14 protein-coding genes are annotated in these 12,932 nt (G+C 58.5%); 5 read left to right on the top strand and 9 right to left on the bottom strand.

Translation table 11 applies throughout. The features are described from left to right. Positions 1-161 precede the first annotated feature (161 nt). From B2344_RS05245 to ykgO, 8 genes are all read right to left on the bottom strand, one after another. Positions 162-1,034 (bottom strand): SDR family NAD(P)-dependent oxidoreductase, encoded by an 873-nt coding sequence (locus B2344_RS05245; protein WP_034814892.1) that lies wholly within the window; start codon positions 1,032-1,034, stop codon positions 162-164. Between the two features lie 78 nt (positions 1,035-1,112). Then, entirely contained in the window at positions 1,113-1,973 is an 861-nt protein-coding gene (locus B2344_RS05240) for an SDR family oxidoreductase (RefSeq protein ID WP_290480066.1), read from the bottom strand. 61 nt (positions 1,974-2,034) lie between these two features. After that, positions 2,035-2,553, bottom strand: coding sequence for a hypothetical protein (locus tag B2344_RS05235; protein ID WP_290482473.1), 519 nt, complete (start codon positions 2,551-2,553; stop codon positions 2,035-2,037). A gap of 42 nt (positions 2,554-2,595) precedes the next feature. Continuing rightward, the gene (locus B2344_RS05230) at positions 2,596-2,859 is read right to left on the bottom strand and encodes a DUF2312 domain-containing protein (protein ID WP_034814889.1); all 264 of its coding nucleotides are present in this window, start codon (positions 2,857-2,859) and stop codon (positions 2,596-2,598) included. 54 nt (positions 2,860-2,913) lie between these two features. Further along, positions 2,914-3,843, bottom strand: coding sequence for an alpha/beta fold hydrolase (locus B2344_RS05225; RefSeq protein ID WP_290480068.1), 930 nt, complete (start codon positions 3,841-3,843; stop codon positions 2,914-2,916). 5 nt (positions 3,844-3,848) lie between these two features. Further along, positions 3,849-4,379 (bottom strand): tetratricopeptide repeat protein, encoded by a 531-nt coding sequence (locus B2344_RS05220; protein WP_206991485.1) that lies wholly within the window; start codon positions 4,377-4,379, stop codon positions 3,849-3,851. Positions 4,380-4,427: 48 nt separating this feature from the next. Beyond that, positions 4,428-5,036: an HAD family hydrolase gene (locus B2344_RS05215; protein WP_206991486.1), complete on the bottom strand. Its 609-nt coding sequence runs from the start codon at positions 5,034-5,036 to the stop codon at positions 4,428-4,430. 31 nt (positions 5,037-5,067) lie between these two features. Next, positions 5,068-5,193, bottom strand: coding sequence for a type B 50S ribosomal protein L36 (ykgO, locus tag B2344_RS05210; RefSeq protein ID WP_011648318.1), 126 nt, complete (start codon positions 5,191-5,193; stop codon positions 5,068-5,070). Between the two features lie 111 nt (positions 5,194-5,304). Here ykgO and B2344_RS05205 point away from each other — a divergent pair, with 111 nt between their 5' ends. After that, positions 5,305-6,654, top strand: coding sequence for a lytic murein transglycosylase (locus B2344_RS05205; RefSeq protein ID WP_290484794.1), 1,350 nt, complete (start codon positions 5,305-5,307; stop codon positions 6,652-6,654). On the opposite strand, the gene B2344_RS05200 is transcribed toward B2344_RS05205, so the two are convergent. After that, positions 6,655-7,935 carry an MFS transporter gene (locus tag B2344_RS05200; RefSeq protein ID WP_206991487.1) on the bottom strand — a complete coding sequence of 427 codons (1,281 nt, stop codon included), beginning with the start codon at positions 7,933-7,935 and terminating at the stop codon, positions 6,655-6,657. A gap of 204 nt (positions 7,936-8,139) precedes the next feature. Between B2344_RS05200 and B2344_RS05195 the strand changes: the two genes are divergently transcribed. Genes B2344_RS05195 through B2344_RS05180 form a run of 4 tightly spaced genes read left to right on the top strand, consistent with a single transcriptional unit; the run spans position 8,140 to position 12,927 of the window. Further along, a complete protein-coding gene (locus B2344_RS05195) occupies positions 8,140-10,434 on the top strand; it encodes a S8 family peptidase (protein ID WP_290484793.1) in 2,295 nt (764 codons plus the stop codon). After that, the gene (locus B2344_RS05190; protein WP_290480072.1) at positions 10,434-11,000 is read left to right on the top strand and encodes a hypothetical protein; all 567 of its coding nucleotides are present in this window, start codon (positions 10,434-10,436) and stop codon (positions 10,998-11,000) included. Before B2344_RS05195 ends, B2344_RS05190 begins: the two co-directional genes overlap by 1 nt. After that, a complete protein-coding gene (locus tag B2344_RS05185) occupies positions 10,997-11,641 on the top strand; it encodes a hypothetical protein (protein ID WP_051607814.1) in 645 nt (214 codons plus the stop codon). Before B2344_RS05190 ends, B2344_RS05185 begins: the two co-directional genes overlap by 4 nt. Continuing rightward, positions 11,641-12,927, top strand: a complete 1,287-nt coding sequence (locus B2344_RS05180) for a M23 family metallopeptidase (protein WP_290480884.1) — start codon at positions 11,641-11,643, stop codon at positions 12,925-12,927. Before B2344_RS05185 ends, B2344_RS05180 begins: the two co-directional genes overlap by 1 nt. Positions 12,928-12,932: the final 5 nt, after the last annotated feature.

Raw genomic sequence — 12,932 nt, 5'->3', positions numbered from 1 at the left:
GCCGGTTCCCGCTCACTAAGTCAAAAACCGGCTTTGTTATAGCCGACGAGCGAGGTCGTCCGGTCGCTCGTGCAAAAACACTCCCTGCCTTGCTCCAAAAAGTGAAGCTGATCCCAGGCCTTGAGGCGCTGACGGAAGACCCGTAGCGCCTCACCAACGACCTAGCTGTTCATCTGTTCCCGCATCTGTTCGGCTTGTTCCGGCGTGATGCCAAGCGCATCCAGGAGTGGACCGCCGGCGGCCTCGTCCCAAGAATGACGTGGACCGACCGTCATGCCGCCATCCACGAGGAATTCGCCGCCCGTAATGAAGCTCGCTGCGTCGGAGGCGAGGAAGGCTGCCATTTCGGCAATGTCTTCACCTTTGCCAACCCGGCCAGCTGGCTGCATGCTGCCACCTGCTTCGACCAGCATGGCCGCCATCTGGTCTGCCTGCTCGCGCGGCAAGCCGAGCGACGCGCCGAAGATCGAGGTCGCGATAAAGCCCGGCAGGACCGCATTCACGCGAATGCCATACTTGGAGAGCTCTGCAGCCGCCAGTTTAGAGAAATGTGCTACGCCCTTCTTGGCAACAGAGTAGGTGATTGGCGCATATCCGGCGCATACGGCGCTGATTGAAGACGTGTTGATAATAGCGCCGCCATTTTCCTTCATGTGTGGAACAGCAAACTTGGTTCCGGCAAAGACCTGTTTCAGAAGGAGAGACATGGTTTGGTCATAGGCATCAAGATCCAGTTCCTCCACCGAATCCGGCGTGCCACCATGCCCCGCATTATTCCAGAGAATGTCCAACCGTCCGAAATGGTCGACGGCCTTGCCCATGATACCTTCCAGTTCGGCCATGTCCGTCACGTCGCAATGGACAAACAGGACCTTGTCGTCGCCAAAGCGCGTCTGAAGCGCCATGCCCTTCTCGTCCTGAATGTCTCCAGCAACAACTTTCGCGCCAGCCGCAACAAACGTCTCGACTCCCGCAAGACCGATGCCGCTCGCCCCTCCCGTGATGATGGCGACTTTGCCGTCAAGATTGGCCATGTGCGTATTCCTCCCGTTTTCATTTTTCAGGAGAATGCGCGCCCCTTCCCCGCGGTTCGTCAATGCCCGCAGGAAAATTTACTTGCCGGGCTTCGTCATGCCGAATCGCTTGCGGAAGACCCCATCCAGAACACGCTTGGGCAGCAGCGTCGGAATGTACCAATTCGTCAGCTTGTTCGGCACAGGGGAATAGCGCGCCCTGGGAGTGGCGTCCTCCAACGCAATTTCGATGACTTTCGCAATTTGTTCAGGCGGCAAGCCGTCGCGCCCCCCCTTCAGCATCACCTGCTCAAATTGCTTCAACGCGTCCGACCAGGCACTTCCAGAATAGGGGCCATCTGAATTGGCTTCCTCTGCCTTATCCCATATCGGCGTTTTCACTGATCCTGGCCCTACGGCAATTGCATCAATGCCGAAGATCACCAGTTCCCGGCGCAACGTGTCTGTCATCGCTTCAACGGCATGCTTAGTGGCCGTGTAGGCCCCAAGGAAGGGTGCCGAAATGCGACCACCCACGCTGGTGATGTTGACAATCCGACCGGGAGCACCGGTGCGAGTCTTGTCCATCCCAAGAAGTGGCGCGAAGGCTTGAGATGCGCGCAACAGGCCGAAAACATTGACCTCGAAATGGGCCTTGAAATCATCAAGCGGTTGAATCGCGAGCGGCCCCATATTTGCGATACCCGCATTGTTGACCAAACCCGTGAGCGTCTCGCCCTTCAGGGTTTCGGACACAGTCCGCACAGCGGTCTCCAAATGCTCCTGCCTCGTCACATCCAGAATAAGCGGGCGAATATCCCCTTCGGAGCTCGCGGATAGCGCATCGGCATCGGACTGCTTTCTGACCCCGGCATAGACGCGCCACCCATGCTTTGCGAGGTAGAGCGCGGTCGCTTCGCCAATACCGGTCGATGCACCTGTGATTACAACGGTCTTCATGCGGGTCGTCCTTCCAATTCGGGGAATATGGAAACTATACGCATCAAACTCGTGTTCGGGTTTACTCGGTCTGCTTTCCACCTTCAATGACCCGGAAGGCGGGACGTTTCTTCGGCGGTTCATCTTCGGGAGATCCCGGGACAGGAGAGGTGGGCTCCACAGGCGTCAACTCCGACGCACGGACCAATTTCGGCAAGCTCCGGGTGGGCGGCTCAGAATGTCGAGCGGCCGGGTCTTCCGTCAGATCATCATCCAACTGGCGCACTCGCGGCGTCGGCCGCTTGTTGAAGCCACCGGGCTTCTTCTTTGCGCCGAAGCCAGTCTTGGCCTTTCCACGAGCTTTCTTGTCAATTTCCTTCAGCTTCATCTGCTGCAGGCTGGAAAGGGCTTCGCCGTCGCTCCCTTTCAAAGGATCTGCAAACGCAGACCCATAGGTCTCGATGCGCTCCTCGACCTCTTCAAGGAATTGCTTTTCCCAGTCAGACAGGGGCGGACCAAGCCCCTGCTCAGCCAATGCCGCTGCCTTCCGTAGTTTACGGAGCGCGGCGCGTTTCTTGCGTTCGTCAACATCTCGGCCCATTGGCAGAGAATATGGTGATTATTGTGCCGGAGGCAAACCGGGTCAGGCTTCGCCAAGTGCCAGCAGGTAGGTGTCGAGCACCATTTCCTGCTCTTCGCGCTCGGCCCGGTCGACCTTGCGCAGCTTGATCACCTGACGCAGTGCCTTGGTATCAAAACCGAAAGCCTTCGCCTCAGCGTAGATTTCCTTGATCTGCTCGGCAACTTCCTTCTTCTCCTCTTCCAGACGCTCGATCTTGGCGACGGTCTGGCGGAGTTTCTCGCGGGTCGCTTCGGTGAGATGGGTGATCGAGGCTTCGTCGTCCATGAGAGGCTCCTTGGGAATCGGGATCGGAAAAGAAGGCGCGTCTTAGCGGGAGTTTCACTCGCTGGCCAGACGGCGAATGGCATCAGCAACAGCTGCACCTTCGCCATGGTGTGGCATGTGCCCCTCATGCGGCAGGATCACGAGATCCACTGGCACCTGTTTCTTCAATTCACCTACATGAAGTCTTGGGGAAATCACGGTATCGCCGCTGCCAGAGAACACCGTGATTGGCACTTCCAGTTCACCATAGCGTCTGGACTGCGCGGCCAGCTGATCTTCCAGCGCCTTCACATCACGGGCATTGGCCCGGAAGTTTGGCGGGCGAAACAGAAGTCCGATGGCAGAATTTTCAGAGTAATTGTCCGGCACAGGTGCTGGCTCGAAGACGCCGTCAATCCCACGGGCAAGTTGGCCAGGGCCAACCAATGGCAAGAGCTGGCTGAACACAGGACCAACGACTGGCCGAGCAGCGAACGAGTTGTACCATGCCTGACCGCCTCCGCCCCAATCATGGGTCACCGGCGCGAGCAGGACGAGCCCTTTTACAAGATCAGGCCGGTCCAGCGCCACGCGCAGGGCAACGGCCCCACCAAAGGAATGGCCGACCAAAATGGCTTTTTCGTCCGGTGCGAGTTGGTCCAACACGCCCGCCATTTGTGTCGCTTGCACGCCAAGATCCTGCGCGTCTTCCGGGCGGCTGGAATAACCGTGCCCGGGCCGATCTGCCATCAGAACGCGGTAAGCGCCCTCCAGCCGAGGCGCGAGCGTCCATGTGAACTCACGAGCATTGGCACTGGCACCATGAATCATCAGGACAGGTGGACCTGCCTCTCCACGCTGAATGACATGCACAGTCTCAGTTCCTACCGATACGGGCCGGCCAATTGGTGGGTGGGTGGCTTCCACCTTGTTCTTGTAGGCTGCACTGGTCACGCAAGCCCCCGTACCGAGCACGCATATGCCGAGGGCTGTTGCCGTAATCACGCCCCTCAAAGACCCTGGCCCTCAGCAAGCTTGGACAACCGCTTTTCTGCGGCCAGTGCCTGCTGCATGCGCGGATAGATTTCAATGGCCTCGCGATAGGCTTCGAGCGCATGCTTGGGAGATCCCATGCTTTCGAACATCATGCCCAACCCGGACCACGCGCCGAAATGGCGCGGCTCGAGTTGCAAGGTCTCGTTCAGGTCGCGCAATGCCTCGGTGTAATTTTCATCCATCAGGAACAGGGCAGCTCGCCGGTTCCACGCCTCGGGATAGTCTGGCTTGATCAGGATGGCCCGATCAAAGAAGGCGCGCGCCGTCTCGAAATCTCCTGCGGTCTGCGCATCGACGCCCCGCTCCATGATGACATCCACCGTCGGTGAGCCGGATTCCATCCAGGAGGCCCAGATATCCATGGCCACGTCATTGGCTTCGCTGTCACTGGGCGCAGTCCGCAGCTTCTCGAACATCTCATCGGATGGTTCCGCATGCGCCGCGCCCACGAGGAACAGGACGGCCAGAAGGAGCGCTCTTATCATCAGTCCGATATTATGCCGCGCGCCGGGCGGGGCAACCACAACTTGCTGTCACAGCAGGCCTTCACACAACAAAGCGGTCTCCAGGCCCTCTGCATGCTTGAAATGATGTGTCCGGAAGCCAAGCGCGTCAGCCGCTTCAACATTGGGCAGGCTGTTGTCAATAAACAGCACGTTTGCTGGCTCCGGATGGTCCATGACCTCCAGGGCGACATGATAGATTTCGGTGCCGGGCTTGATCAGGCCGATCCGGCCAGACACGATCACATCGCGGAACCGTCGCAGGATCTCGAACTCCTGGAGCATTTCGTCCCAAGGATCGGCTGGCATGTTCGTCAGGGCATAGAGCGGCACCTGGCGGGCATCCAGGCGCCGGATCAGTTCGGCCGTACCTTCCACATAGCCATCGAACATTTCCATCCATCGCCGACCCCAGGCGAGGATTTCAGTTTCGTACTGAGGATATTGCCGGATCAAATCAACGGCATTCTCGGCAAAGCTTGCACCAGCATCATGCCGTGTATGCCACGCCATGTTACAGATATCCGCCAGGAACATTTGACGTTCCTGCGGCGTATCGATGATCTTCGCGTAAAGTCGTGCAGGGTCCCAGTCGAGGACCACATGCCCAAGGTCGAACAGGGCAATTTCAGCAGCCATAGTGCCGCCTTATTGCCTGTTCATGTTCACGTCAGCCCTGCTTTGCTTTGAAGCGGGGGTCAGTTTTATTGATGACGTAAACGCGGCCCTTGCGGCGCACGATCTTACAGTCGCGGTGGCGCGACTTGAGCGATTTGAGAGACGAGCGGACTTTCATGGGCCTAGCCTGTGGATCATAAGGAATTGGAAAGCGGAGCGGGTAATGAATCCGGTAAGAAGAGTCAAGGTTGCACGCTGTCATGAACGTGCGGTTTCAGGAGCTGGAAGAATGGCACAGATTGCGCTGCGGCGCTCACATATCATCGCGGCTGCGGCGATGACCGCGCTGGTTGCCTCCTGTGCCCATAGTCCGGGCCAGGCTGCGCCTCCACCGATCGCCGCGCCAGTACCCGCTCCCGAGACAGGCGCGATCACCTACGCCTCCTCCGGCCATGCCGGAATGGACATTTGGCGCGTAGCGTTCTCTGAAAAAGCACTCGCCGCTGGTCATGATCGCGAGGTCGTCAAATCTGTCCTTACCGACATATCTCCGCTAGAACTCTGGCTTGGATCGTCTTTCCAACCCGCTAAGACAGGGATCGAAGACCAAGCCGAATTCGCCAAGCCGATCTGGGATTATCTGCGCGTGCCGATGAGCAATAGCCGCGTAAGCACAGGTGCTTCGCGCCTTGCTGAAAACCCGGCACTTTTCGACTCTCTTGAAGCCGCCTATGGCGTAGACCGCGAAGCCATCGTCGCGATCTGGGGCATGGAAACGAGCTTTGGTGCCGTGAAAGGCAATTTCGACGCGCCAAACGTCCTGGCCAACATGGCTGTGGAAGGTCGACGCAAGAGCCTCGCTGAGCGTGAACTGCTCTCCCTGATCAACATTCTCGAACAAGGCGATGCAGAGCGCGACGACCTGATCGCCGGGTGGGCCGGCGCGATGGGCCATACCCAATTCATGCCATCGACCTTCATCGCCTATGCCGAAGATTTTGACGGCGACGGCAAGAAGGATGTCTGGGAGAGTGAGGCTGATGCCCTCGCCTCGACCGCCAATTATCTGGCAAATTCCGGCTACACACTGAATCAGCCTTGGGGAATTGAAGTGCTGGCCCGCACCGGGTTCGATTTCGGACTGGCAGATGGCAATGAACGCCGGATCGAAACATGGGCAACTGAAGGCCTGGTACCTGCACGCGGCGGCACCTTCGAAACAGGCGGAGCCAATTATGCTGAACTCTGGCTGCCAGCCGGTGCGGAAGGCCCGAAATACTTGCTGTTCAACAATTTCAAGGCGTTCAAGACCTACAACAATGCCGATTCCTACGCGTTCGCCGTGGGCCTGTCCGGCGATGCGATGGGAGGCCAGAATGGGCCCATCGCGTCTTGGCCAACACATCTGACACCTCTCACCGTTAGCGAGATCAAGATCCTTCAGGCAGCGCTCAACGCCCAGGGTTTTGACGCTGGCGGCGTGGACGGCATTCCCGGTCGCAAGACCAAGGGCGCGTTGCAAGGATTCCAAAAATCCAGGGGCCTCGTTGCGGACGGCTACCCGACAAAGCAGGCCCTGGCATTGGTCACTGGCGAAGCGAATGTTGGTGTCGCATCCAGCCCGTCCGGCACAAATTGATCAAACTGCGTCGGCTTCCTCATCCGGTTCGCCGACGCCATCCTTCAACCCGAACCGGGCATACAGGATCATGAAACTCAGCAGGCCCGCGCAGAATATGAACGGAAGATGCGGGTTCACATACTCATAGATGAACAAGCCGAAGAAGGGCGTGATGATGAAACCCATTCCATTCGCCGAGATTACGAGACCTGCGACGTTGCCTTGAAGCTGAGGTGAGACGGCCAGTGATGCCCCGCTTGAAAATCCCGGCCGCGCGAGCCCCTGCCCGAGGCCAATGCAGAACTGCGCCAGGATCAAGTTTGCATAGTCATTTGCGAAGACCATCAGCAACGCCCCAGCCAGCAAAGGCAGGCAGCCTCCCCACATGAGTGTCTTGTTCTTGAGCTTGAGGCGAGGGATCAACACAAGCTGGGCCAGCAGTACGGCGAGTGCGCCAACGGTAAAGGCCGGCCCGGTAAATTGCGCCGCTTCCTTTCCGGAAACGCCCAGTTTGTCCATTACTGAAAAGACAAAAACCTGCGTCAATACACCGGTCGTCAGCGACAGGCACACGGCGAACACAAGGAAGGGCAATACCGGCCCGGATCGCCAAAGACCCCGCGCACCGGGAATTTCTTCAAACTGGGTCGCATCCGTTACCGGCTCGCGCTCTTCCGGGAGGCGGAACCAGATCAAGGCCGACATGGTAAAGGCAATAACCGCCGTCAGTAGCAAGGGGCTCAGCAGGCCAAGCGTTGCCACCAGCGCCGCGGCAAAAGCGGGGCCAATCACCGTGCCAACGCTGAAACCCGATGTGATGAACGCGATTTCGGACTGTCGCTCGGCCTGACTCGTGCGATCAGCAACATAAGCTTGCGCAGCCGGGTTCGTGCCAGAGCCCAGCAACCCAAAAATCGAACGCGACATGGCAAGGCAGGCAAACATCATGAACGTGCCGGTCAGTACGCCAGTCATGGTAAGCCAGCCGGTCAGGAACAGCAGGAGCATGGAGATGCCATATCCCGCAAGTCCCAAGGCGGCGACAGGCCGCCTTCCCCAGCGGTTGGACCGACCACCCCAAAACGGCGACATCAACGACCAGCACAGCGCCGACAATCCAAAGATAGCCCCGGCCATCCAGTCCGGAAGACCAATCTCTCGCGTCAGTGGCGGCAATACGGCGGCAATCAGCATCGTATTGCCAGCCCCGATCGCCATCAATGAGAAGAACAACAGGAAGAAAGCGTTGCGCCGGTCCGGTCTGGACACGTCTGGTGGAATCGTCTGCCCCTCGCTCATTCTCATGTCATCGGCCGGTCTTCTGGAAATGTCCAGCAACAAGAAAATGGTGCCGTAAGGAAAGCCGGGCTTCCGATTTCACGTCAACAAGTGTCAGGTTGAAAAGCGTTTGCATTGGACAATGCCCCACCCTCGTCATAATCTTGCTAAAGGGTTAATCTAAGGAGCTGGGAGTATCTTGGGAAACACACGGGGATATCTCACATGCTGCGGAAACTGATATCGACGCCGGGCCGCCTCGCGCTCGGAACTGCTTTGGCCAGCCTGCTCGTGCTGTCCTCATGCGACCAGCAAGACACAAGGCTCGAACGCGCTCGTGATCTCGCCGAGGCAACTATGGACCAGTTGAGCGGTCGGACCATTGTTGAACCGGACGCTCCGAAACCGCTGGAAGCAGCTGACGTCATGGACCGAGCCATTGCCGGTACGCTGCGCAATGACATGAATTTCGAAACGGCAAGCGCGAGCCCGATGTTTGCGGTCGGATCGATCATTGCCAAGCCACGGGACATCCCCCCTGCTGAAGCCATGGCGGTCGTGGAAGACGATGAAGTCTTCCTGGAAGATCCGGAAGCCTTTGACGAATTTTCCGACGACCCGGTCGAGGCTGAAAGCGCCCCTGCTGCAGAGTCCGATGCCACCGCACCGATCACTTCTGCGCCTGCCCCGTCACGCAGCCTGTCGGTTCAGCCTGCACGCGTCATGCCCAAGGTGAAGCTCGACCCAAAAGCACGAGAAAAAACTCTGCAGGAAATTGACAAGGCATCCAGGCAACTGGAACAGACCGCCGCGAAAGAACCATCGCCAACGGCGCGCACCCGGTCCCTCAATCCCCGTTCCTTGGAATCTGCACCGGTTCAGGAAAAAGTCGCAGCGCGCAAGCTTGCGCGTCGTTCTGTTATCAGTCGTGATGCCATTACAGCGCAACGCGATGCCAATTCCGTAATGCTGGACACATTGTCGAAGTATGGAATGGGCGGCGAAGTGGCCCTGTCTCGCGAGGGGCAGATGGTCATACAAATCGGCGAGGATGGTGGCAGCCCCACTCGGTTCACGCCAGCCGGATCCCCTCGCAACACGATGCAGAATTTCCTCGCCGTCGATGCGAAACTCGAATGCCCAGACAATCCTGATATGGTCACCGTTCAGTCGAGCCCGGTGCTCGCGACAGAATGTATCGTGAAAGACCTGAAAGCGTCTGGTCAGTTCGAATATGTCGAGAAAGACTATATTTTCGAAAACCAGTTCGCTCGTAAACCACGCCCCGACACACCGGCCACCGGAACCGATGTGACCCCGGACGTCATCACCGACACAACCATCACCCCGAATGACCCGCTTTGGGAACTTCAATGGCATTTCCAGAACAATGGTACAGGCGAAGGCGAGTCCGTAGGGGGCTCAAGCTTCCAAGAATTCTGGACCCGTCAGGGCACAGATGGATCAGCAGATGTTGTCGTGGCTGTTGTAGACACCGGCCTGCAACTAGAACACCCCGACATCAAGGATTCCCCCAACATCGCACCGGGTTGGGATATGGTCTCCGATCCACGTATGGGAAATGATGGCGACGGCCGTGACGGCGATCCGAACGATCCGGGCGATCTCTGTGATCCGTCGGTCCCATTTGCAGAAGACACATTTCACGGCACACATGTGGCGGGAACGATTGGCGCAGCCGCGACCAACAATGCCTCAGGGGTCGCGGGCGGGGCGTGGAACGTCAAAATCGTTCCAGTGCGCGCGCTCGGCAAATGTGGTGGGCGTCTCTCCGACATCAATGATGCCATCCGGTGGGCAGGCGGCCTGATCCCGGCCGAGGATGAGGAAGGCAACGAGATCTGGAACGACAATCCGGCTGACGTAGTCAACCTCTCCATCGGGCTGTTCGAATACTGTCCTGCATCGCTGCAGGATGCGATTGATTCGGTCACTGAGCGTGGTGTGCTGGTCGTCTCGGCAGCCGGCAATGCCCGCGTTGCGACGCAGTATTATGCGCCGGGTGGCTGCGCGAATGTGATCACAGTCGCCGCCGGCGATGCCCGCGGACATATAGCCCCCTATTCCAATTTCGGACCGGAAGTAGATCTCCTCGCCCCTGGTGGAGACCTGACACGGGACGACAATGGGGACGGTCGTCCAGATGGCGTCCTGTCCACCAAGGCTGCAACGAATTGCTATGACCCGGTCACGGGTGAAGCCGTCGAAGACTGCTTCTACGCTTTTGAACAGGGCACATCGATGGCAGCGCCGCATGTCTCAGCAGCACTTGCCCTCCTCAAGGCACGCGATCCTGACGCCACGCCGGAAGAGCTGAAAGCCACCCTGCTCGCTGCATCCAGCCCGCGATCTGCGATGCAATGCTCTGGCTCATGTGCACTCTACCCGGGCACCACTCCGATTGAGGGAAGCCCCGACATGTGCACACGTCCATGCGGTCAAGGCTTGCTCGACCTCGCCATGGTACCGGAACGGCCGACCGGCGGTGGCGGAGACTGATGCCAAAACGGCGCCCTTCTCCCGTCCATCTCGGCGGGCCGCTTGGCCTTGCAGGGGTCACCCTGCTGGCCAGCGCGGTGGGGTTGGTTATCGTGGGGAGTGATGACCGCAATAGCTCCCACTCTCGGCCTGAACAGGACAGCCCCGCCACACAGGCGGCGACCGACCCACGTCCGCCAATCGGCACCGTGGGTGTAGAACAGGTCAAGCCTGCTGCCGTCAGTGGCAGCAGCTCGTCCAGTTCGAGCGGTGCGGAAGTCACCTTTATCGTCCGCCTCAAAGGGCGGTCTGAAGTTGATACGATTGCGCGCAATTTCAAACGCGATCGCGAGACCGCTGATGCGGCATATTCGGATCTCGTAGAAGACATCCCCATCCTGAAGGATTTCCGTCTCGTGGGCGCCAGCTATTCCGGCGAAATCAATCTGGTGTACCAACTGCCCGCCGGTGTCGAGGCGACACGCGGGCGAATTGAAGAAATCCGCCAACAGATATTGTCAATTGATGGCGTCGCCTATGCAGACCCTGACTTCGTAGCTCATCCCGGAGAGGACAAACGCAAATGACATCTATCCGTACCATCCTGATTGTCGGTGGGTGCGCGCTCTCGCTTACCGCATGCGACTTCTTGATTGCGAGAGACCGCGACGAACCAGCACCGGTTGAAACCCAAGAGCCGGAAATTGCTCCTGCAGAAGAAGCTACGCTCGTTCCAGATCAACCTGACGGTCCGGTGATGGTCGCCAGCACTGCAACAATCGACTGGGACGCTGCACGAGCAGATCTTGCTGCCACACCCAGCGAGCAGCGCGAGACGAGTTTCCAGGTGGAATCCGGCGGCACCGCGCCGCCCGTACCGGTCTTGCTTCCAACCGGCATCGTCGTGCCACAGGGCGCCGAGAGTGGCATCCGCTTTCAGCCCATGTCGGACGGCTATTTCGCTGCCTATCCCGGCATAGACTATGACATTGTCGTCAATGGCACGAATGAAGTCATTGGAGTTGATACCACCAATGCCCAAGACGATACGCCCGTCCTGACCTACACGCCAACGATGAGTGGTGCACAAGTCTCGTTCTCTCGTTATGGCGCAGACTACCTCGTGGAATTTGAATGCAAATCCATCAAGGGAGGTGAAGCCGACTGCATCACGGAGCAAGAAGCTCTCGATGTGACCAACAAGCTAGTAATTGCGGGGACGCGTTGATGAAACCAACACGATTGCTGCTGCTGGCGAGCGCAGCCCTCATGCTGTCCGCCTGCGACTTTGTCAGATTTCCGGGAGATGGCGGACCAAGTCCGACAACGCCGGATGCGGGGCCTGCTGTACCGCCCGGAGCGCCCGGACCTCCGCCGCCGTCTGCGCCGGTCGACAATCCCTATGGGGCAGACGGTGAGGACACGCCAACGGACCCTGCGGATGATGCGGAAGATACAGCCAACTCGCCTGATACGGATGATCTCGGGGACGGACCTGATCCAGTAGACGCCGACAACCCCGCTACCGATCCGATTGATGTCGACACCCCCACCGAAGACATTCCCGACGTCGACACACCAGATACCGATCCCGCGACAACTCCTGAAGATGAGGACGCTTCGGACCAGGACACCAACCCTGAAATGGATGCTAACACCGCTACGGACACGGATACCGAAACACCGGGCGACACGCTTGATGACACAGATATTCCGGCTGAAGATATCAGTGATGATGATGGCGACGACGCTGCCAGCCTGCCCGACCCTATTGAGCCGGTCGAACCAACCTTCAGCTATTTTGAAGCCGGAGCGCTTCTGCCTGGCTCAGGCCAAGGTGCACCGGAGCAGATTGCATACGCACCTGATCTTGTATTTCCTATCGCGGATGCACCAACTTACCTACAGTCCCAAGTGTTCAGCTTTGGCGGGGGTGTCGCGGGGGGCGACCAGTGCGATTCCCGCAACTACGCCTATCCATGGCGGGACAATTTCTGCGAAGTACGCAGCGCCAATCGGACCTCTCCTTACTGCCCCCAACCCAAGGTCCACCAGGGGCAGGACATTCGGGTCGGCACACCACAGGAATGCAATACACTGCGCAGGACAGCTGCCAGTGACCGCACCCTGCACAAGGTTGTCGCGGTGTCTGATGGTGTCATCTCACACGTTGGCACTTACAGCGTGAATCTGCGCGCAGGCGGACGTATCTTCAAATACATGCACATGAACATGGACAAGCTGCAGGTAAAGGCGGGGGACCCAGTCGAGGCCGGCCAGCATATTGGGTATGTCTCGAATGATTTCGGCGGCACGCCCACAACGTTTCACCTTCATTTCGAAATCACACAAAATGATGGTGGTGCGGGCTGGGTTCACGTCCCGCCATATCTCTCGCTGGCTCAGGCTTATGAGCGTCGGGAAGGCGGTCCTGGTGAGGTAGTTGAAGCCGGAAATGTCGGTGTCGCTACCACGCCATTCGTAATCCCCGAGGGCATGGAAATCATCGAGTGATCCGG

Origin of the sequence: Hyphomonas sp. UBA3195, from assembly GCF_002366485.1 — a bacterium.
GTDB lineage: Bacteria > Pseudomonadota > Alphaproteobacteria > Caulobacterales > Hyphomonadaceae > Hyphomonas.
This window is presented reverse-complemented; position numbering and strand designations above follow the sequence as displayed.

What these genes read in the sequence shown, in the direction of transcription:
- B2344_RS05245 (WP_034814892.1), bottom strand. Translation starts at nt 1,034, where the DNA reads ATGGCCAATCTTGACGGCAAAGTCGCCATCATCACGGGAGGGGCGAGC.
- B2344_RS05240 (WP_290480066.1), bottom strand. Translation starts at nt 1,973, where the DNA reads ATGAAGACCGTTGTAATCACAGGTGCATCGACCGGTATTGGCGAAGCG.
- B2344_RS05235 (WP_290482473.1), bottom strand. Translation starts at nt 2,553, where the DNA reads ATGGGCCGAGATGTTGACGAACGCAAGAAACGCGCCGCGCTCCGTAAA.
- B2344_RS05230 (WP_034814889.1), bottom strand. Translation starts at nt 2,859, where the DNA reads ATGGACGACGAAGCCTCGATCACCCATCTCACCGAAGCGACCCGCGAG.
- B2344_RS05220 (WP_206991485.1), bottom strand. Translation starts at nt 4,379, where the DNA reads ATGATAAGAGCGCTCCTTCTGGCCGTCCTGTTCCTCGTGGGCGCGGCG.
- B2344_RS05215 (WP_206991486.1), bottom strand. Translation starts at nt 5,036, where the DNA reads ATGGCTGCTGAAATTGCCCTGTTCGACCTTGGGCATGTGGTCCTCGAC.
- ykgO (WP_011648318.1), bottom strand. Translation starts at nt 5,193, where the DNA reads ATGAAAGTCCGCTCGTCTCTCAAATCGCTCAAGTCGCGCCACCGCGAC.
- B2344_RS05205 (WP_290484794.1), top strand. Translation starts at nt 5,305, where the DNA reads ATGGCACAGATTGCGCTGCGGCGCTCACATATCATCGCGGCTGCGGCG.
- B2344_RS05200 (WP_206991487.1), bottom strand. Translation starts at nt 7,935, where the DNA reads ATGAGCGAGGGGCAGACGATTCCACCAGACGTGTCCAGACCGGACCGG.
- B2344_RS05195 (WP_290484793.1), top strand. Translation starts at nt 8,140, where the DNA reads ATGCTGCGGAAACTGATATCGACGCCGGGCCGCCTCGCGCTCGGAACT.
- B2344_RS05190 (WP_290480072.1), top strand. Translation starts at nt 10,434, where the DNA reads ATGCCAAAACGGCGCCCTTCTCCCGTCCATCTCGGCGGGCCGCTTGGC.
- B2344_RS05185 (WP_051607814.1), top strand. Translation starts at nt 10,997, where the DNA reads ATGACATCTATCCGTACCATCCTGATTGTCGGTGGGTGCGCGCTCTCG.
- B2344_RS05180 (WP_290480884.1), top strand. Translation starts at nt 11,641, where the DNA reads ATGAAACCAACACGATTGCTGCTGCTGGCGAGCGCAGCCCTCATGCTG.